Consider the following 20051-nt stretch of genomic DNA (forward strand, 5'->3'; position numbering starts at 1 on the left):
CCGCGGTCGCTGACCGGGCAATGTCTGCCCGGTCAGCAGCAAGAGGACAAGGCACTATGAGTGAAGTGATATTGGAGATGCGTGGCATCACCAAGCGCTTTCCGGGCGTGAAAGCGCTTGACGATGTCCGTCTCAACGTCCGCGCGGGCGAGATTCATGCCCTGGTGGGGGAGAACGGCGCCGGCAAGTCCACTCTGATGAAGATCCTCAGTGGCGTGTATCCGCACGGAACCTATGAGGGTGAACTGTATTATCAGGGCGAGCCGGTGGCTTTTTCCAGCATTCGGGACAGCGAGGCGAAAGGCATCATCATTATTCACCAGGAGCTGGCCCTGGTGCCGGTGCTCTCAATTGCCGAGAACGTGTTTCTGGGCAATGAGCAGGCACGGTACGGGGTTATCAACTGGCCGGATACCTATCGTCGCACCGAGCAACTGATGAAAACCGTCGGGTTGCAGGAAAACCCCATGACCCCGGTTGCCGGCATCGGTGTCGGCAAGCAGCAACTGGTCGAAATCGTGAAGGCGCTGTCGCGCAACGTGAAGCTGCTGATTCTGGACGAGCCGACCTCTTCGCTGCAGGAAAACGACAGCCAGAAGTTGCTGGACCTGCTGCTGGAACTGAAAGCGCAGGGCATCACCTCGATTCTGATCAGCCACAAGCTGAATGAGGTTCGCCGGGTGGCGGATTCCATCACCATTCTGCGTGACGGCCAGTCCATCACTGCACTGGATGCGAGCACCGAGGACATCAGCGAAGACCGTATCGTGCGGGATATGGTGGGGCGCGACATGACGCAGCGTTTCCCGGACCGGGTGCCCAATATCGGCACTACGTTGCTGGAAGTGAAGAACTGGAATGTCTGGCACCCCAGACGTTCGGAGCAGCAGATGGTCAGGGACGTCAATCTCAGCATCGCCGCCGGCGAGGTGGTCGGTATCGCCGGCCTGATGGGCGCCGGGCGTACCGAGTTTGCGATGAGCCTGTTTGGTCAGAGCTATGGCCAGAACATTTCCGGGTCGGCTCGGATCAAGGGTCGGGAAGTGGATGTGTCCACTGTGGACAAGGCCATCCGCAACGGCATCGCCTATGTCACGGAAGATCGCAAGGCACTGGGGCTTATTCTGGACCAGAGTCTGTCGTTCAACACCACCCTGGCCAATCTGAATGGTGTGGCGTCCTGGAGCATGCTGGACCCGGGCCAGGAAAGAGCTGTCGCCGAGGATTACCGCCGCTCGTTGAATATACGCACGCCAACGGTAGAGCAGATCGTGGGCAACCTGTCCGGGGGCAACCAGCAGAAAGTCATGTTGGCGCGCTGGCTCTATGCGCAGCCTGAGGTGCTGATTCTGGACGAGCCGACACGAGGCATCGATGTCGGCGCCAAGTTCGAGATCTACAACATTATCAATGAACTGGCAGATGCCGGTCGCGGCGTGCTGATGATTTCTTCCGAAATGCCCGAACTGCTGGGCATGTGCGACCGGATTTATGTAATGAACCAAGGCGAATTCATTGGCGAACTGGGACGCAAGGAGGCCAGTCAGGAGGCCATCATGTCCATGATCGTCAATTCTTAACGGGAGTTTCTAGAGATGGAAGCAAGTACGCAATCGGTCAAAAGCCATCTGGTCAGTCATATGCGCGACTACGGCATGCTGATCGCCCTGGTGGCCATCATCGGGCTGTTCCAGTATCTGACCAACGGCATCATGCTGCGGCCGGCCAACCTGACCAACCTGTTCCTGCAGAACAGCTATATCATCGTCATGGCGATTGGCATGCTGCTGGTCATTGTGGCGGGTCATATCGATCTTTCGGTTGGCTCGGTGGTCGGTTTTATCGGCGCACTGGCGGCGGTGATGATCATCCAGATGGGGCTGCCGCTGGTGGTGGTGGTACCCACCTGTCTGTTTGTCGGCTTCGTGATCGGGGCCATTCACGGCTATTGGGTGGCCTACTGGAAGATACCTTCTTTCATCGTCACCCTGGCCGGTATGCTGGTGTATCGCGGTCTGACGCTGGCGCTGCTCAAGGGCCAGTCCATCGGGCCCTTCCCGCGTGATTTCCAGCGTATCAGCACGGGCTTTGTGCCTGATTATCTCGGCGGCGCCAGCCTCAATCTGATGGCGCTGGGTTCGGGCCTGATACTGACCGCAGTGCTGCTGATGCTGGCCTTCCAGGCGCGGCGCCGGGCCCAGAAGTATGGCATGGAAGACGAGCCCTGGGCCTTCTTCCTGGTCAAGAATGGCCTGATTGCACTGGCCATTGTCTATATCGCCTATCTGCTGGCGACCTATCGCGGCCTGCCCAATGTGCTGGTCACGATGGCGGTGCTGATCGTGGTCTACACCTTCATTACCAACAAGACCACGGTGGGCCGGCGTCTGTACGCCATCGGCGGCAATATCCAGGCGGCCAAGCTGACGGGCATCAAGGCCGAGCGTCTGACCTTTCTGGCCTTCGCCAACATGGGCATGCTGGCGGCGCTGGCCGGGCTGATCTTCACCGCCCGGCTGAACACGGCCACCCCCAGTGCCGGTTTTACCTTCGAGCTTGACGTGATTGCAGCCGTGTTTATCGGTGGCGCTTCCATGTCCGGTGGCGTGGGCAAGGTCATCGGTGCGGTGGTCGGTGCCATCATCATGGGTGTGATGAACAACGGCATGTCGATCATGGGTGTGGGCATCGACTGGCAGCAGGTCATCAAGGGTCTGGTGTTGCTGGCGGCAGTCATTTTCGATGTCTACAACAAGAACAAGGCACGCTGATACGGTCCGGTGCGGTTGCGGCCGCACCGGACAGGGTACGGATTCCACAGCCAGAGTTGAGCCTCCCGGCCCATCTGGACAGGCCCAGGCGAGCAGTGTTGCCCTGGCGGCTTGCGCCGTATTCTGTCTTGGAGTCAATCATAATACAGTACTATGAATAAGGTGAGTGATGGCCGGTCATAAGCACGACAATGATGAACACAGGGCAGTGCAGGACGACAGCACTGAACAGGATGGCTCCGGGCAGAGCAAATTGCGGTCGGCGCAATGGTTCGGAACCCGGGACAAGAACGGTTTCATGTACCGCAGCTGGATGAAGAATCAGGGTATTCCGTCGCATCATTTCGAGGGGCGTCCGGTTATCGGTATCTGCAATACCTGGTCCGAACTGACCCCCTGCAACGCGCATTTTCGCCAGTTGGCGGAACGGGTGAAGGACGGCATCCGCGAGGCCGGTGGGGTACCGGTCGAGTTCCCGGTGTTCTCCAATGGCGAGTCCAATCTGCGCCCGACGGCCATGCTGACGCGCAATCTGGCTGCCATGGATACCGAAGAAGCCATTCGCGGCAACCCGATTGATGGCGTGGTATTGCTGGTGGGCTGTGACAAGACCACGCCCGCCCTGCTGATGGGCGCGGCCAGCTGTGATCTGCCCACCATGGTGGTCACCGGTGGCCCCATGCTCAATGGCAAGCATCGGGGCGAGGATGTCGGGTCCGGCACCCTGGTGTGGCGCATGCACGAAGAGTACAAGGCCGGCAAGATCACGCTGGAAGAATTCCTCGATGCCGAGGCCGGCATGTCCCGTTCGGCGGGCACCTGCAACACCATGGGCACGGCCTCCACCATGGCCTGCATGGCCGAGTCGCTGGGGACCAGCCTGCCGCACAATGCGGCCATTCCGGCGGTGGATTCAAGGCGCTACGTGCTGGCGCACATGTCCGGCATGCGGATTGTGGATATGGTGCACGAGGATCTGCGCCTGTCGAAGGTGCTGACCCGGGAAGCCTTTATCAATGCGATCCGCACCAATGCGGCCATTGGCGGTTCCACCAATGCGGTTATTCACCTCAAGGCCATTGCCGGGCGTATCGGCGTGGAACTGAGTCTGGACGACTGGTCGCACGGTCGGGATGTGCCCACCCTGGTGGATCTGCAGCCCTCCGGTCGTTTCCTGATGGAAGATTTCTACTATGCCGGCGGTTTGCCCGCCGTGCTGCGGCGCCTCGGCGAGCAGGGCCTGTTGCACCGGGGGGCACTCACCGTCAACGGGGCCACGCTGTGGGACAATGTGCAGGCATCGCCCTGCCACAATGACGAGGTAATCCGCACACCGGACAACCCGCTGGTGTCCAACGGTGGTATCTGTGTACTGCGCGGCAATCTGGCCCCGCGCGGTGCTGTGCTCAAGCCTTCGGCCGCCAGCCCGCACCTGATGAAGCATCGCGGGCGGGCCGTGGTGTTCGAAAGTTTCGACGACTACAAGCAGCGCATCACGGACCCGGAGCTGGATATCGACGAGACCTGCGTCATGGTGCTGAAGAACTGCGGCCCCAAGGGTTACCCGGGTATGGCGGAAGTCGGCAACATGGGCCTGCCGGCCAAGGTGCTGAAAAAGGGTATTACCGACATGGTGCGCATATCGGATGCCCGCATGAGTGGCACCGCCTTTGGCACCGTGGTGCTGCATGTGGCGCCGGAAGCCATGGAGCTCGGCCCGCTGGCCGCCGTGCATGAGGGCGACATGATCGAACTGGATGCCGAAGCTGGTCGCCTGCATCTGGATATATCCGAGGCCGAGCTGGCCGCACGGCTGGAGAAACTGCGCGGCGAGCACATCATCGCCCGTACCGGTGGCTATCTGGAACTGTACCGGGATCATGTGCTGCAGGCCGACGAAGGCTGTGATTTCGACTTTCTGGTGGGCTGTCGCGGGGCAGCAGTGCCGGCACATTCGCATTAAGATGACGAGGTCACCCAAACTGTTCAGGGAGCACCCATGAATCTGACCAACACCTATCCCAGTCTGCAGGGCCGTGTGGTGTTCATTACCGGCGGTGGTTCCGGCATTGGCGCCGGCCTGGTGGAAGCCTTTGGCGACCAGGGCGCCCGAGTCGCGTTCGTCGATATTCTGGAGGCAGAGTCGCAGGCGCTGATGCGTGAGCTCAATGAGCGCTGGGGCGAGCCCAGGGCCCATTTCTACTCCTGCAACCTGATCGATATCGAACGTCTGCAGGCCATCATGGCGCAGGTTCAGCAGGAACTCGGGTCGATCAGTGTGCTGGTCAACAACGCCGCCCAGGACACGCGCCATGACTTCCGTGACGTCACGCCCGAATACTGGAACGAGCGCATCAATATCAATCTGCGTCCCCAGTTTTTTGCCGCGCAGGCCGTCTACGAGCAGATGAAGGCGCAGGGCGGCGGCTCCATCATCAATTTCGGTTCCATGAGCTGGCATGAATGCCAGGGCAACATGACCGGCTATACCACCTCCAAGGCCGCGGTGCTGGGCCTGACTCGTGGTCTGGCCCGGGACATGGGCCCGGATGGCATCCGGGTGAATACCCTGACGCCGGGCTGGGTAATGACCGAACGTCAGCTCAACAACTGGGTGAATGACGACACCCGCAAGGTCATCGACCAGAGCCAGTGCCTGGCCGGTGATCTGATGCCCGAGCACATCTGCGCCATGGCGCTGTTTCTGGCTTCAGATGACAGCCGCATGTGCACGGCGCAGGACTTCATTGTCGACGCGGGCTGGATCTGACCCCAGAGCAGCCCGCCCTTCATTTCACAAGCGACAGATCAGGTGACAGCTATGAGCGTAACAGGACAGCAACTTATCAGCGGACAATGGCAGCCCGGACAGGGCGGCCGCTACCGTGCCATCAACCCGGCCGAGGGCGCTGCGATCGAGCCCGAGCTGACCTATGCCGACGAAGCGCAGATACAGGCCGCGCTGGTCAGTGCCGAGGCCGCGGCGCCAGTGTATGCCGCTACTTCGCCCGAACAGCGGGCCCGGTTTCTGGATGCCTGTGCGGACGAGGTCATGGCCCTGGGCGATACCTTGTCCGAGCGCGTCATGCAGGAAACCGGCTACCCGAAGGGTCGGGCCGAAGGCGAACGGGGGCGCACCTGTGGCCAGTTGAAGATGTTTGCCCGGCATATTCGGGCCGGTGACTATCTCGATGCCCGCATCGACTCCGCCCTGCCTGACCGGGAGCCAATGCCACGCCCCGATATCCGCTTCTGCAAGCAGCCCATCGGGCCGGTGGTGGTATTCGGCTCGTCGAACTTTCCGCTCGCCTTCTCGGCGGCCGGCGGTGACACCGCCTCGGCCCTGGCTGCCGGGTGTCCGGTCATCGTCAAGAGCCACAACTCGCACCCGGGCAGTGGTGAGCTGGTAGCCCAGGCTGTAGCCAGGGCGGTCCGTCAGTGCGACATGCCGGCGGGCGTGTTTCAGTTTCTGAGCGGTGCCGGCAACGACATCGGCGCGACTCTGGTCAGCGCGTCCGAGGTGAAGGCGGTGGGCTTTACCGGTTCCTACCGGGGCGGCATGGCGCTGCACCGCCTGGCCAATGAACGCCCTGAACCGATTCCGTTCTTTGCCGAGATGGGCAGCATCAATCCGGTTGTGCTGTTGCCCGAGGCGCTGCAGCAGCGTGCCGATACCATTGCCGAAGGTTTTGTCGGTTCGCTGTCTCTGGGTACCGGCCAGTTCTGCGTCAACCCGGGCCTGGTGGCGGCGGTTGCCGATGCCGGGCTGGAGGCCTTTTCTGCGGCCGCCGCCCGGGGTGTGGAGGCGCTGCCGGCCGGGGTCATGCTCAACGAAGGCGTAGCCAAAGCCTATCAGGCCGGTGTTGACCGGCTGGCCGCGCAGGCCGGTGTAAGCCGGGTCGCAGCGGGTGAGCCCGTGGGTAACCAGTCCGGGTTCCGGGGTCAGGCCGCGCTGTTTCAGGCAGATGCGAAAGTCTTTCTCAGCAACGAGGTGCTGCAGGAAGAAATCTTCGGCCCCAGCTCTCTGATTGTACGTTGTGCCGATGAGGCAGAGCTGCAACAGGTGGTCGGTGCCCTGCAGGGGCAACTGAGCGGTACCTTGCAGGCTACCGAAGCGGATCTGCAGGCCCGCACCGGCCTGATCTCGCTGCTGCAGGCCCGGGTGGGCCGGCTGGTGGTCAATGGCTTCCCGACCGGAGTGGAAGTCTGTGACGCCATGATGCATGGCGGCCCCTTCCCGGCTGCCTCGGACAGCCGCTTTACCTCGGTGGGCACGGCGGCCATCGACCGCTTTCTGCGCCCGGGCTGCTACCAGAACATGCCGGAAGCTCTGCTGCCACCGGCGCTGCGCAGTGACAACCCCTGGCAACTGCGGCGTCTGGTGGAAGGCGAGTGGACGCAGGCTGCCCTCTAGGGGCAGAATACGGGCCCGCAACAGAAGGAGTCGAGGGATGCAGACTGCATTGAAACCGGTTCAAACCATAGCGGTCGCCAACCGCCTGGGCGAAGGCATTCAGTGGCACGCCGACAGTGGCAGCCTCTGGTGGACCGACATCCTGAGCTGCCGCCTGTATCGGCTGGACTGGTCGACCCAACAGCAGCAGGTCTGGACCACACCCGAGCGGCTGACGGCGTTTGGCATCCTGTCGACCGACCCCGTGAAACTGCTGGTCAGCTTCGAGTCGGGCTTTGCCCTGTACCACCCGGACGAAGACCGGGTGCACTGGCTGGCTCGACCGGAGCAGGGTGTCGCCGGCAACCGGTTCAATGATGGTCGCGTTGATCGGCAGGGGCGCTTCTGGTCCGGCACCATGGTCGAGGACGACCAGGGGCAGACAGGTACCCTGTATCGGCTGGATGAACAGGGTGCCCACCCCATGCTGAAGGGGTTGTCGATTCCCAACGCACTGTGCTGGAGCCCGGACGGCCGAGTCATGTACCACGCGGACACCCCGACCGGGCTGATTCGGCGGTTCGATTTTGATGCCGCCACCGGCAGTCTGAGCGGGGCGCGGGACTTTGCGCGCGTTCCGACCGGCAATCCGGACGGTGCCTGCATTGATGCCGAAGGGCATCTGCTCTGTGCGCTCTGGGGCGGGCATGGGTTGGTGCGGTTTGCGCCCGACGGTCGTCAGACAACGCTGCACGAGCTGCCGGTGTCCCAGCCGACCTGTGTGGCACTGGGCGGGCCGGAGATGAACCTGCTGTTTGTCAGTTCGGCGCGCGAAGGTCTGTCCGACGAGGCCCTGGCCGCTGAGCCGCTGGCCGGCTCGGTGCTGGTGTATGAAACGCCCTATCAGGGCCTGGTGGAAATGGTGCCCGCACCCGGGTGCTGGCTGGCCGGACCTGCCTAAGTCTGGAAACCCTTGAAGGTCTTCAGTGAACGCTCCATGGCCGCGCGTGAATGCGTCAGAATGTCCTGCATCACGGCGCGGGCCTGGTCCGGCTGCTGCGCCCGCACGGCTTCCAGTACCGCCCGGTGACCGGGCAGGGAGGCCTCGAACTCCTCGCTGATGGCACTGCTGAGACGAAACGTGCTCTCCAGTGCGGTTTCGATGGTCATGCCCAGCGAGGCCATGAACACATTGTTGGTCGCCGTCAGCAGCCCGAGGTGGAACGCCAGGTCGCTCTGATAGACCGCCTCGGTGCCGATTTGGGCGTGCTCCATTTCCACACAGGCTTGCTCCAGGGCGGCCAGTTGCTCCTCGGTGCGGTTGCTGGCGGCCAGCGCCGCTGCACTGGGTTCGATTATGGCGCGCATTTCGTAGAGATCCTTGTAGAACTCAGGCTTGGGGTTGTTGTCGAAGTACCAGCGCAGGACGTCGGTATCGAACATGTTCCAGTGCTTGTGAGCCCGTACCCGGGTGCCCAGCTTGGGCCGTGATTCGATCAGCCCCTTTGCCGTCAGCAGCTTGAACGCTTCGCGCAGCGCCGTGCGGGATACCCCCAGCTCATCCACCAGATTACCCTCGTTCGGGATATAGTCACCTGCCCTGTAGGTGCCGCTGACGATGCGTGAACCCAGTTCACGGGCCACCCAGGTATGGATATTCTGTGGACGTTGTGAGCTGACTCTGGCCATAGGGGATCCTTTTGTCATTCATTTTATGCCGACCTTTATGACGACATTGGTATTATGATAACAGTTTAGAATAAACGCGTACCAGTACAGTGCTGGCCGACCGCCGGACAGGCGGTCAGCCGGGGTGTGCCGAGGGTATCGGCAGGCTCTGTTATCAGCCGCTCTGCACCGGCCAGTCCGGTACCGGTTGGCCGAACACGGGGAAACCGTCCGCATCCCATTCGATCAACTGCGCCCGGGTATGCCGATTGGGGTCATACAGCGGGTCGCCGTCGATATCCCGGTAGTTCCTGGCGTGGTAGATCAGCACATCATGCTGGCCGTCCTCGCTGACGGTAAAGCTGTTGTGGCCCGGACCGTACTGGCCGTTCTCGGAGCTGGACTCGAATACCGGCTGTGGCTTCTTGGTCCAGGCCGAGGGGTCAAGCAGGTCGGCGTCGGCATCGGCGTACAGCAGACCCATGCAGTAGTGATGGTCGGTGGCACTGCCCGAATAGGCGATGAACACCCGGTCGTGGCGGACAATCACCGCTGCCCCCTCGTTGACCCGGAAACCGATGGTTTCCCATTCGTATTCCGGCTGCGACAACATCACGGCGGGGCCGGCCAGGGTCCAGGGGTTGGCCATGGGGGCAATGTAGAGGTTGGAGTTGCCCTCGATCGCCGGGTCTTTCTGGGCCCAGACATAGTAGCGGGTGCCTCTGTGTTCAAAGCTGGTGGCATCCAGGCAGAAGCTTTCCCAGCCGGAGTCCACCTGGCCTTTCTCGACCCATTGCCCGGTCAGGGGGTTGGCATCCCGGCATTCCAGGGCGTACATACGGTGGTCGAACAGACCGTTGTCGGTCTCTGTGGTGCGGGCGGCCGCAAAATAGATGTACCAGGCGCCATCGATGTGGTGCAGCTCGGGGGCCCAGATATTGGCACTGAGCGGGCCGGACGGGTACCTGGTCCAGACCGTTACCGGTTCTGCATCACCCAGACCCTGAATGGTGCGGGCCCGGCGCAGTTCGATGCGGTCGTAGGTGGGTACCGAACCGGTGAAATAGTAATAGCCGTCACTGTGACGCCAGACCCAGGGGTCCGCCCGCTGGGGGATGACCGGGTTGGCATAGGCCGGAGTGGTGTTGGTGGTCACTGTGCACCTCCGGCACCCTGGCGACGCAGCCGGATGACGTTCCATGACGCCGGGTTCAGTTGTGCCTGCAGATGGCCCTCCGTCAGCTCGGAGCGTCCCCGGTTGTGCGGAGTCACGGTCGCATTGCCTGCTGTATTGACGGCCTTCAGATCCTGATTCTCCAGCACGACATGCTCGACAATGCCGTAGTCTGCAAAGCCGCCCAGATGGGCATCCAGGGTCAGGGTTTCGCTCAGGTGGCGATTCAGCGCGAATACCGTGACGGTGGCTTCCTCCTCATTGTAGACCGTGGCGCTTTCCAGCCAGGGCACGTCGGTGAAGTCCTGCGTGTCCAGTTTGGGCGACGTGATCAGAGGTTGCAGTGAGACGCCGCGACCGAACACGGAGGCATGCGCATAGGGATAGTAGATGGTCTGCTTCCAGGCTTCGCCACCGTTTTCGGTCATGATCGGTGCGATGACATTCACCAGTTGCGCCATGCAGGCCATCTTGATGCGGTCGGCACGGCGCAGGAAGCTGATCAGGATGCCGCCGACCAGCAATGCGTCTTCAAAGTTGTAGACATCTTCCAGTTGTGGCGGCGCCTCGGTCCAGGGCTCCAGCTTGCGGTCCGCATCGGTGGAGTGATACCAGACGTTCCACTCATCGAAGCTCAGCATCATGGTTTTCCGGCTGCGCTTCTTGGCCTTGATGTAATCGCAGGTGGCGATCACGGTGTCAACAAAGCGATCCAGCTCCATGGTGAACGCCAGATAGTTCTGGGAGTCGTTCGCGTGGTTGCCGAAGTACTGGTGCAGGGACAGATAGTCCACTTCATCGTAGGTGTGATCCAGCGTGGTTGCTTCCCATTCCGGGAAACTCGGCATGCTGGAGTTGGAGCTGCCGCAGGACACCAGTTTGATGTCCGGATCGACCAGACGCATGGCCTTGGCGGTTTCTCTGGCGATGCGACCGTATTCATCCGGTGTCTTCTGCCCGACTTGCCAGGGCCCGTCCATTTCGTTGCCCAGGCACCAGGTCTTGATGGCGTGCGGCTCTGCATAGCCATGCTGCCGGCGCAGGTCACTCCAGTAGGTGCCGCCCGGGTGATTGCAGTACTCGAGCAGGTTGCGGGCGGCATCGATGCCGCGGGTGCCGAGATTGATCGCCATCATGACTTCGGTACCGGCCTTGCGCGCCCAGTCGGCAAATTCATTGGTGCCCATCTGGTTGGTTTCGATGGTACGCCAGGCCAGTTCCAGCCGCCGCGGCCGTTCGTCCCGGGGGCCGATGCCGTCCTCCCAGTTGTAGGCCGACACCATGTTGCCACCCGGGTAGCGCACTATGGGCACCTTGAGTTCACGCACCAGCTCCAGCACATCCGTACGGAAGCCTTGGTCGTCAGCGCTCGGATGACCGGGCTCATAGATGCCGCCGTAAACGGCGCGCCCCAGGTGTTCGATAAAGGAGCCGTAGAGCCGGGGGTCGACTTCGGCAATCCGGTAGTCCTTGTCCAGAACCATTTTTGCGTTGGCCATGAAAACCTCTCGAAGACTAGTTGGATGTCGATGCCTGTACTGGGGTCAGGGACCGCAGCGAACAGGTAAATAGCCACATCAGCACACAGGCGGTAACGCTGCCGCTGAAGAACAGAAAGAATGCGGGCAGGGCCATTGACAGCCAGGCCACCGCCCAGATGGTCAGCGGGAACAGCACGGCGATATGCGGCCGACCCAGAGCGAAGAACAGCGCCTTTTTGAGCAGGGCAAGCGGCGGCTCGTCAAAATGGGCCGCCACCGGCAGCAATGCGCTCACCACCATCGCAAACAGGGCCAGGATCAGCAGGAAACTGAGCACGATAACCAGGGGCACCGCGCCTTCGGCGGCCACAATGATCCGGAAATTCAGATACAACAGACCGCAGCAGCCGACCACCAGCCAGCCGCCCAGGTTGGCGCGCCAGAAGCTGGCCCGGAACCGGCTCTGAAAGGTGTGCCAGAGCGGCACATCCTGTTCACCCGTCACCCAGTGCCGGGCCACGTAGAACATGGCCATGGTGGCCGGAAAAACCCCGAGTACGCCCAGCCCCAGCGCGGTAAACAACAGCCACGTCAGATTGAGACCGGCGACCCGGGTAATGGAGCGCAGTGCCCGGTCGGTTTTATCGAACCATTTCATCAGTGATACCCTCCCATGCTCAGCCTTTCACGCTGCCCGACATCAGGCCGGCAATGAAATAACGCTGGAACACCAGAAACAGAATGACGATGGGCACGATGCTCAGCATGGCCCCGGCAAACAGCAACTGATAGTTGGTGCCATACGGGGTCAGCAGGGTTGCCAGCCCGATGGGCAGTGTCAGCATGTCATTGGAACGCAGCACCAGCAGTGGCCACAGGAAGTTGTTCCAGCTGATCAGGCCCTGAAAAATGGCCATGGCGGCAAATGACGGCAGCATCAGCGGCACCATGATGCGGAAGAAAATGCCGTATTCGGTGCAGCCATCGACCCGAGCGGCCTCCATGACTTCCTTCGGCAGACCCAGCGAGTACTGGCGGAAGAAGAACACGGCCACCGGGGCCACGATGAGCGGCAGAATGGTACCGAAATAGGTATCGATCAGACCCAGAGTGATGACGAGCTGGAACAGCGGCAGCATCATGATCTCGAACGGGATCATCAGCACCAGCAACACCATGATGAAGATGAACCGCTTGCCCGGAAATTCATACATGGCCAGGGCATACCCCACCATGGATGAAAAGAACAGGGACAGCGCAATCAGCATGGATGACACAATGATGCTGTTGAGATACCAGGTCCAGTAGCGGCTGCCTTCCGGGCCGAAAATGACCCGATAGTTCTCCAGATCAAAACTGGAAAAAAACAGTTCCGGTGCCAGACCATAGCGCATCAGGTCAGACGCCGGGCTAAGGGAGGCCACCAGCAGTGACAGCACCGGGAACAGGGACAGGAAAGCAAAGCCGATCAGAATGGCCAGCAGTCCTGCCGAAATCAGTTTGTCTTGACGCCCGTGGACCATGTCAGTGCTCCTTCTTGAACGCGCCGGTGAGGTACAGCTGAATCATGCTGACCACAAAGATGATCGCCAGCAGAATGATGCCGACCGCAGCGCCAAATCCCAGGGCGTTGTTCTGGATGCCTTCGCGGTAGATGTAGCGCACCACCGTCAGGCCGATGTAGCCCGGTGAACTGCTTTCCCAGAGCACATAACTCTCTTCGAACATGCGGAAACCGTTGATGATGGTGATGGTCACCAGGAATACGATAATCGGCTTGATGGCCGGCAGCGTCACATGGCGGAAACGCTGGAGGGCATTGGCGCCGTCCATGCTGGCGGCTTCGGTCAGGTCATTGTTGACCGTCTGCAGTGCAGCCAGGAAGTAGATGACATTGACGCCCAGCCAGCGCCAGGTCGCCATGGCTACCATCAGGAACATGGCGGTCCATGCCTCATAGCGCCAGTCCAGTGGCGAAAATCCGATAAACGACAGCACCTGATTGGCCAGGGCCTGGTCCGACTCGCCAAAGATGAGGCGAAAGATAGTGCCGGCCACCACGACCGAGGTCAGGGCCGGAATGAAAATCGCCGCCCGGAAAAAATTGCTCCACCGCGTCAGGCGGTGGTTCAGTATCAGGGCCAGCATAAGGGGCAGTACAGTCAGCAGGATGACCGTCAGTACCACATAGATCGAGGTGTTCTGCAGGGCGCGGAAGAAAATAGGGTTCATGACCCGTTCATAGTTTTCCAGCCCGACGTAGAAGACCTGGCCCGGCAGCACGCGCTGGAAGCTCATCTGGATGGCGCTGTAAAACGGGTACAGGTACAGCACCAGTACCGACAGAATAAAGGGTGAAACGAACAGGTAGGGGGCAATCTTGCGCGAGTACAGGAAGCTGAACAGTGGCGACCTGGACTCCGCTTTTTGCGCCCGCCTGCGGCTAAGGAACTGGGTTAATTGCACGGCAATCGACTCCTCTGAATGGGCGAGAAGGCTCCGCCCCCGGCGCCTGATCGGCGCTCGGGAGGGAGCCTGAACCGAGATGGTACGCTGAATCGGCTCAGCGCATCCTCATGCGGATCTCGTCTGCAGCCTGTGTCAGCGCCTGCTCGGCAGTGCGATTGCCCGTACGGAGCGCGGTATGCAGGGTATTGGTTTCAATGACCTGCTGGGCCGTGGGCGTCAGCTCGTGAATATTCACCCCGGGGATTTCATCCCGGATATCCAGCAAGATATTGAAGATGCCTTCGTGGAAGAACTGGTAGTAGGCATTGTCAGCCTGCACTTCTTCCGAATCCCAGACCTCATGGCGAATGGGATCGAACCCGAGTACGGTCCACAGGCGGATGTTGGCATCACGGGTCAGTTTGGCAAAGGCGAGGAATTCCTTGGCCAGTTCGGTGTCAGCGGACTGCCGTGTTATCACGGTACCGGTGCCACCCATGCCGGCAGAACGATCGCCGCCTTCAGTCCAGCGCGGCAACGGACGCACCTGCATCTTGTTCTCCAGGTCCGGCATGTTGTCGATGAAGCGTCCCATGTACCACATCGGCATCATTACAGAGGCGGCGCCGCCATTGTTCATGAAGCCGAAGTACTCTTCCGAGTGATGGCCGCCGCCGGGTGCTGCGCGTGCGGTACCATGTTCATGGATCATGTCCTGCATGAACTGCAGCGTGTCGATATTGGTCTGGTTGTCGAGGCTCACCTGGCCGTCAGCGTCGAAGATGTCCGAGCCCTGCTGAGCAATCATGATCCAGAAACTGAAGATGTCGTCTGACTCGAAGGTGGTCATCACCGCGTCGGTATTGGCAGTCACCTGCTCGCCGGCGGCGGCATAATCTTCCCAGGTCTCGATGTCATCAATGTTGACGCCGGCAGCGTCCATGATTTCCTGGTTGTAGTACATGACCGAGGCGCCGACGTGGTAGTCCACACCATAGTAGTTGCCGTCTTTGGCATAGATATCAAAGCGGGACGTCACCATCTCGTCCAGAACCGGCTCGACAACATCATTGAGCGGTACCAGGGGCACATCGCCCTGCAGGTAGTTGGAGATCTGGCGCACCTCGATGTCGGCCAGGTCAGGGGCACCACGGCCACTTTGCAGGGCCAGCAGCAGATTGCTGTGTACCTGGTCGTAGGGATAGACCTCTGCATTGAGGTCGATTGGACGATCCGGATTGGCCTCATTCCACTGTGCTTCCGCGTCCTCAAAGAAGGTCGCATGAGCCTGCTGAAAGGTCCAGAACGTCAGTTCGGTAGCTTGCTGAGCCATAGCGGTATGCGGCAGTGCCAGCATCATGGCGCATGAACCCAGGGTCCAGAGTGGTTTCTTCATGGTCAGATTTCCTGTCTTGTTATTGTAGGTTCGGAGTACAGCTTCCAGTTTTTCTATGCTTTTTATTAGTAATACAATAGTAACATAGGATTTTAAAATTTAACCAGTTGGCCGGCTGCTGTCAATCTCTGCAGCAAGTTTGAAGGTGGTCGAGCGGGTATTCGGGCGGAGGCCGGCAAAACAGGAGGGCAGGGAGTCAGAAGCGCGGATAGAAAGGGCTGATACAGGGAGCTGTCGGTGTGCCGGCAGGTAATGAACCCGGTCCGATGGTGAGCGGACCGGGTTCATTGAGGGGCTGGATACCGTTACACGATGCCGGAACCGGATTGACCTGACTGCGGTCGATCCCTGGCCACGCTCTGGCGATACTCGCTGGCCCGATAGGCTGCGATGGGGTCAATGGCGCCCCCGGCACGTTGCCGGGCCATCTGCAGCACGGGCTCCACGTCGAGATTGAAGGCCTGCTTCAGTGTCGCCTGCGCCATCAGCGGGTCACTGCTGTTCTGGTAGCCCAGCAGGGCTTCGCGATCAACCAGCAGCGCCTTCACAAAGGCACGCTGTACCTCGGCGGCACTGTACATCAGACTTTCGATGGGGTCGGTCACATTGTGCGATTGATCCAGCATGTAGAAGGGGGCGAACGCGCTGTCGGCCTGCTGGATGTCCACCAGCTCGTTGAACACCAGAAACAGCTGGTACGGGTCGATAGAGCCGCTGTCCAGGTCGTCGTCGCCATACTTGCTGTCGTTGAAATGGAAGCCGCCCAGCTTGCCGAATTGCGCCAGGCGGGACACGATCATCTCGATGTTCACGTTGGGGGCATGGTGCCCCAGATCGACCAGCGACAGGCAGCGTTCGCCGGTCTCCCTGGCTGCGAGATAGCTGCTGCCCCAGTCCTGAATGACGGTAGAGTAGAAGGCCGGCTCGAACATCTTGTGCTCGAGCAGCATGTTCCAGTCGTCTGGCAGGGCATCATAGATGGCCCGGGCGCTGTCCAGATAGTGGGCGAAGCTGTTGCGGAAATGCTGTTGGCCCGGGAAGTTGGAACCGTCGCCAATCCATACGGTCAGTGCCTTGGAGCCCAGCTTTTTGCCGAGTTCGACCACCTCGACGTTGTGTTCGATGGCCTGCTGACGTACGGCTTCACTGGTGTGAGTCAGGCTGCCGTACTTGTAGGAGTAGGCCTGGTCTGCCTGATCCTGAAAGGTATTGGAGTTCATGGCATCGAACGCCAGGTTGCGCGCCTGGGCATACTCCAGCAGGGCCTTGGGGTCATCCGGGCGATCCCAGGGAATGTGCAGGGACACGGTTGGCGTGGCCTGGCTCAACTGATGTATGACGCTGCAGTCATCCAGTTTCTCGAAGATGTTGCGCGGTTCACCCGGCCCTGGAAAGCGAGCAAAGCGGGTGCCGCCCGTACCCACACCCCAGGAGGGCAGGGCTACCGCAAAGGTGTCGGCGGCCCGGGTCAGTTGTTCGATATCGACGCCACGGCGCGCCAGTTTCTCGCCCAGGGCGGCATAGTCGGCTTCCAGTGTCGGCGCCTGTTTCTGATTGTGGTCGGCCACGACCTCCGGTTTGATCATGCTCATGGCAATCTCCTGTTTTATTCTTGGGGCTCAGCGCGTGAATGACGGCGCATGGCCGGCGTCCACGTTCAGCACATTGCCGGTTGATTTGGCTGACGCATCGGAGGCCAGGAAGTAGATGCCTTCGGCGATATCTTCCGGCAGTACGCTCAGCTTGAGCAGGCTGCGCTTGCGATAATGCTCTTCCAGATCATCAGTGGACAGATCATAAGCCTCGGCTCGTTCTTCCTTCCACTTGCCGGTCCAGATCCGCGATCCGCGCAGAACCGCGTCCGGGTTAACCACATTGGAGCGAATGCCCAGCGGGGCGCCTTCCAGAGCAACGCAACGGGCCAGCTGGATTTCCGCAGCCTTGGCGGTGCAGTAAGCCACCGCATTGGCGGACGCCACCAGGCCATTCTTGCTGGCCACAAAGACCATATTGCCACCCATGTTCTGGGCTTTCAGCAGTTTGAAGCCTTCTCTGGCCACCAGAAAATAGCCCGTGGACAGAATGCTGTGGTTGCGGTTCCACAGGTCCAGCGTGGTTTCGTCCAGCGGTGCCGATGAGGCGATACCGGCATTGGAGACCACGATATCCAGACCACCGTACTCGACAGCAGTTTCCCGCATCGCCTGTACTACACCTGCTTCGTCGGTCACGTCCATGCGAACCCCGCGGACACGGTCCTTGTCATACTGTGTCGTCAGCGCTTCCGTGGTTTCGGTCAGAGCCTCAGCGTCGATGTCCATCAGCATTACACAGGCGCCATCGTCCAGCAGGCGGGCTGCTGTAGCCTGGCCGATACCACCGGCTCCGCCGGTGACCATGGCAATGCGACCTGCCATCGGCTTGGGCTTGGGCATGCGCTGCAGCTTGGCCTCTTCAAGCAGCCAGTACTCGATATCAAAGGCTTCCTGCTCGGGCAGGCCCATATATTCACTGACGCCGGAGGCGCCGCGCATTACATTGATGGCGTTGATATAGAACTCGCCGGCAATACGGGCGGTGGCCTTGTCCTTGGCAAAGGACAGCATGCCGACGCCGGGCACCAGATAGATGACCGGGTTGGAGTCGCGCATGGCAGGGCTGTTGTCGCGTTTGCAGCGTTCATAATAGGCGGCATAGTCGCGGTTGTAGGCGGCCAGTTGCTCGTCCAGCCCGGCAATGACTGCGTCCAGATTGTCACCGGCCGGGTCGTAGTCCACCACCAGTGGCTTGATCTTGGTGCGCAGGAAGTGATCCGGGCAGGAGGTGCCCAGTTCGGCCAGGCGTGTCAGCTCGGCGGAATTCACGAATTCAAGCACTTCCGGCGCATCGTTGAAATGGCCGATCTGGCGCTGGCGACTGCTGGTCTTGCCGCGAATGACCGGCATCAGCTGTGCGGCGACCTGGCGGCGTTTCCCGGCACCCAGCGACTGTGTGATGGCGCCACCGAAGGCGGGCTTGTCTTGCAGTTTCTGGTCCAGCCAGGTCTGGGCCCGGTTGATCATTTTCAGCGAAGTTTCATAGCAGGCCTTGCTGCTCTCGCCCCAGGTAAACAGGCCGTGTGCTTCCAGCACTACCCCTTTAAGATGCGGCTTGGCAGTAGCGATTTTCTCCAGCTCGAGGCCGAGCTGATAGCCCGGCCGCAGCCACGGCAGCCAGCCGATTTCATCGCCGTAGATTTCTTCGGTCAACTCGCGGCTGTTCTTCGAAGCAGCAATGGCGATGACGGCATCGGGATGCAGGTGGTCAACATGCTTGTGCGGCAGATAGGCATGCAGTGGAGTATCAATGCTGGCGGCCCGGGTGTTGAGGTTGAACGTGCAGTGGAGCAGATAGCCGACCATCTCGTCTTCGTGCTCCAGACCACGGTACAGACCCTTCAGGCTGCGCAGCTTGTCCATATAGAGGGTGGCAAAACCATCCAGGCCCATGCTGCCTATATCGCCGCCAGAGCCTTTTACCCACAGGACTTCGACCTGGTCTCCGGTCAGAGGGTCCTGGCAGTCGATCTTGGCTGAGGTGTTGCCTCCCCCGTAGTTGGTGACACGCATGTCAGATCCCAGCAGGTTGGAGCGATAGCGCAGGAGGTCGGGCTCGGTCATCTTGCTGGTTTGGCTGTCGTCCCACAGGTTGGGGATCTGATTGGAGCTCTCTTGTGTCATGCAGGTGTCCTCATGGTGTTCTTTGCACAGGGCTGATCACTGGATTCTGATTATATGGTATGATCGCTTGTGATCGTTATTGGCCCAATTTACACCTCATAACTGTCATAATCAATCATATATTTTCAAAATAATGCTTGAAAATGTCATTTTTGAGGTTAGCATGACTGGAGTGGATCGAAGATGCACGAAATTGAGAGGCACAGAATTATTCTGGCCGAAGCAGATGAAAGGCCGATCGTTACTCTGGGGTACCTGGTAGAGCTGCTGGGCGTCTCGGAAGCAACAATCAGGCGTGACATCGCCCACCTGCACAAGCAGGGAAAAATAAAGAGAGTGCGTGGCGGTGCGGAAGCCCTGCACCCGCCGAGTCGAACAAGCCTGGTCGGTCGACCCTATTCGGTAAACCAGACCATCAATACCCGAGCCAAGCGAGAAATCGCCAGGGCGGCGGTCAACCTCTGTAAGGATGGTGACTCCATCATCATCAACGGCGGTACCACCACCTACTTCATGGCCGAGCATCTGCGTACCCGCAAGATGCAGGTATTGACCAACTCGTTCGTCATCGCGGAGCACCTGCTGAAGCACAGCAAGAATGTGGTCACATTGCCGGGCGGAACGGTTTACCAGGAACAGAACATCATCCTGAGTCCGTTTCCCAATGATGTGTCCAGCCAGTTCTACGCGTCCTATCTTTTTATCGGGGCTCAGGGTGTCAGCCCTCAAGGCGTGCTGGAAGCCGATCCGCAGATCGTGCAGGCAGAAATGAAGCTGATCAACCAGGCCGACAAACGGGTGCTGCTGGTGGACAGCAGCAAGTTTCTGCAGCGCACGAACCTGATCCTGTGTCCGCTGTCACGGATTGACTACGTGATAACGGATGACGGGATCGACGCCAAGAGTGAAAAGATGATCAGGGAAGCCGGGTGCGAACTGATCATCGTAGAGCCGAAGACGGTGAAGTCCGAGGCGACCTGATTGCCGCGGCACTGATTTCG

The 20051-nt window shown here is 60.2% G+C and carries 16 protein-coding genes; 7 read left to right on the forward strand and 9 right to left on the reverse strand.

The window, feature by feature from the left end:
• Window positions 1–56 precede the first annotated feature (56 nt).
• From mmsA to E4656_RS10535, 6 genes are all read left to right on the forward strand, one after another.
• Window positions 57–1580, forward strand: coding sequence for a multiple monosaccharide ABC transporter ATP-binding protein (gene mmsA, locus E4656_RS10510; RefSeq protein WP_135483179.1), 1524 nt, complete (start codon window positions 57–59; stop codon window positions 1578–1580).
• 15 nt (window positions 1581–1595) lie between these two features.
• On the forward strand, window positions 1596–2771 hold the full coding sequence (mmsB, locus tag E4656_RS10515; protein WP_135483180.1) for a multiple monosaccharide ABC transporter permease: 1176 nt from the start codon (window positions 1596–1598) through the stop codon (window positions 2769–2771).
• A gap of 169 nt (window positions 2772–2940) precedes the next feature.
• On the forward strand, window positions 2941–4734 hold the full coding sequence (locus tag E4656_RS10520; protein ID WP_135483181.1) for an IlvD/Edd family dehydratase: 1794 nt from the start codon (window positions 2941–2943) through the stop codon (window positions 4732–4734).
• Between the two features lie 36 nt (window positions 4735–4770).
• The gene (locus tag E4656_RS10525) at window positions 4771–5541 is read left to right on the forward strand and encodes an SDR family NAD(P)-dependent oxidoreductase (protein WP_135483182.1); all 771 of its coding nucleotides are present in this window, start codon (window positions 4771–4773) and stop codon (window positions 5539–5541) included.
• A gap of 51 nt (window positions 5542–5592) precedes the next feature.
• Window positions 5593–7185, forward strand: coding sequence for an aldehyde dehydrogenase (NADP(+)) (locus E4656_RS10530; RefSeq protein WP_135483183.1), 1593 nt, complete (start codon window positions 5593–5595; stop codon window positions 7183–7185).
• A 37-nt stretch (window positions 7186–7222) separates the two neighbouring features.
• A complete protein-coding gene (locus E4656_RS10535) occupies window positions 7223–8125 on the forward strand; it encodes an SMP-30/gluconolactonase/LRE family protein (RefSeq protein ID WP_135483184.1) in 903 nt (300 codons plus the stop codon).
• Here the strand turns inward: E4656_RS10535 and E4656_RS10540 are convergent.
• The 9 genes from E4656_RS10540 to E4656_RS10580 form a co-directional block, all read right to left on the reverse strand.
• The gene (locus E4656_RS10540; protein ID WP_135483185.1) at window positions 8122–8853 is read right to left on the reverse strand and encodes a FadR/GntR family transcriptional regulator; all 732 of its coding nucleotides are present in this window, start codon (window positions 8851–8853) and stop codon (window positions 8122–8124) included. The two genes, E4656_RS10535 and E4656_RS10540, sit on opposite strands and share 4 nt — an antisense overlap.
• 154 nt (window positions 8854–9007) lie before the next feature.
• Entirely contained in the window at window positions 9008–9988 is a 981-nt protein-coding gene (locus E4656_RS10545) for a glycoside hydrolase family 43 protein (RefSeq protein ID WP_240753960.1), read from the reverse strand.
• Window positions 9985–11505 carry an arabinosylfuranosidase ArfA gene (arfA, locus tag E4656_RS10550; RefSeq protein ID WP_135483187.1) on the reverse strand — a complete coding sequence of 507 codons (1521 nt, stop codon included), beginning with the start codon at window positions 11503–11505 and terminating at the stop codon, window positions 9985–9987. Before arfA ends, E4656_RS10545 begins: the two co-directional genes overlap by 4 nt.
• Before the next feature lie 16 nt (window positions 11506–11521).
• Window positions 11522–12145, reverse strand: coding sequence for a YesL family protein (locus E4656_RS10555; protein ID WP_135483188.1), 624 nt, complete (start codon window positions 12143–12145; stop codon window positions 11522–11524).
• A gap of 19 nt (window positions 12146–12164) precedes the next feature.
• Complete coding sequence (locus E4656_RS10560; RefSeq protein WP_135483189.1) at window positions 12165–13010, reverse strand: carbohydrate ABC transporter permease; 846 nt, start codon at window positions 13008–13010, stop codon at window positions 12165–12167.
• 1 nt (window position 13011) lies between these two features.
• Window positions 13012–13953 carry a carbohydrate ABC transporter permease gene (locus E4656_RS10565; protein ID WP_135483190.1) on the reverse strand — a complete coding sequence of 314 codons (942 nt, stop codon included), beginning with the start codon at window positions 13951–13953 and terminating at the stop codon, window positions 13012–13014.
• A 97-nt stretch (window positions 13954–14050) separates the two neighbouring features.
• Window positions 14051–15331: an ABC transporter substrate-binding protein gene (locus E4656_RS10570; RefSeq protein ID WP_135483191.1), complete on the reverse strand. Its 1281-nt coding sequence runs from the start codon at window positions 15329–15331 to the stop codon at window positions 14051–14053.
• Between the two features lie 305 nt (window positions 15332–15636).
• On the reverse strand, window positions 15637–16923 hold the full coding sequence (gene rhaI, locus E4656_RS10575) for an L-rhamnose catabolism isomerase (protein ID WP_240753961.1): 1287 nt from the start codon (window positions 16921–16923) through the stop codon (window positions 15637–15639).
• A 27-nt stretch (window positions 16924–16950) separates the two neighbouring features.
• Complete coding sequence (locus E4656_RS10580) at window positions 16951–19050, reverse strand: bifunctional rhamnulose-1-phosphate aldolase/short-chain dehydrogenase (protein ID WP_135483192.1); 2100 nt, start codon at window positions 19048–19050, stop codon at window positions 16951–16953.
• A gap of 183 nt (window positions 19051–19233) precedes the next feature.
• On the opposite strand from E4656_RS10580, the gene E4656_RS10585 reads away from it, so the two are divergent.
• Entirely contained in the window at window positions 19234–20031 is a 798-nt protein-coding gene (locus E4656_RS10585; protein WP_135483193.1) for a DeoR/GlpR family DNA-binding transcription regulator, read from the forward strand.
• The last annotated feature ends 20 nt before the right edge of the window (window positions 20032–20051 follow it).

Origin of the sequence: Natronospirillum operosum (assembly GCF_004768465.1) — a bacterium.
Classification (GTDB): Bacteria; Pseudomonadota; Gammaproteobacteria; order Pseudomonadales; family Natronospirillaceae; genus Natronospirillum; species Natronospirillum operosum.

Coding starts and splice junctions, on each gene's coding strand:
- E4656_RS10570 (WP_135483191.1), bottom strand. CDS start 15,331: ATGAAGAAACCACTCTGGACCCTGGGTTCATGCGCCATGATGCTGGCA.
- E4656_RS10530 (WP_135483183.1), top strand. CDS start 5,593: ATGAGCGTAACAGGACAGCAACTTATCAGCGGACAATGGCAGCCCGGA.
- E4656_RS10520 (WP_135483181.1), top strand. CDS start 2,941: ATGGCCGGTCATAAGCACGACAATGATGAACACAGGGCAGTGCAGGAC.
- rhaI (WP_240753961.1), bottom strand. CDS start 16,923: ATGAGCATGATCAAACCGGAGGTCGTGGCCGACCACAATCAGAAACAG.
- E4656_RS10560 (WP_135483189.1), bottom strand. CDS start 13,010: ATGGTCCACGGGCGTCAAGACAAACTGATTTCGGCAGGACTGCTGGCC.
- E4656_RS10555 (WP_135483188.1), bottom strand. CDS start 12,145: ATGAAATGGTTCGATAAAACCGACCGGGCACTGCGCTCCATTACCCGG.
- E4656_RS10540 (WP_135483185.1), bottom strand. CDS start 8,853: ATGGCCAGAGTCAGCTCACAACGTCCACAGAATATCCATACCTGGGTG.
- mmsB (WP_135483180.1), top strand. CDS start 1,596: ATGGAAGCAAGTACGCAATCGGTCAAAAGCCATCTGGTCAGTCATATG.
- E4656_RS10580 (WP_135483192.1), bottom strand. CDS start 19,050: ATGACACAAGAGAGCTCCAATCAGATCCCCAACCTGTGGGACGACAGC.
- E4656_RS10525 (WP_135483182.1), top strand. CDS start 4,771: ATGAATCTGACCAACACCTATCCCAGTCTGCAGGGCCGTGTGGTGTTC.
- E4656_RS10585 (WP_135483193.1), top strand. CDS start 19,234: ATGCACGAAATTGAGAGGCACAGAATTATTCTGGCCGAAGCAGATGAA.
- mmsA (WP_135483179.1), top strand. CDS start 57: ATGAGTGAAGTGATATTGGAGATGCGTGGCATCACCAAGCGCTTTCCG.
- E4656_RS10535 (WP_135483184.1), top strand. CDS start 7,223: ATGCAGACTGCATTGAAACCGGTTCAAACCATAGCGGTCGCCAACCGC.
- arfA (WP_135483187.1), bottom strand. CDS start 11,505: ATGGCCAACGCAAAAATGGTTCTGGACAAGGACTACCGGATTGCCGAA.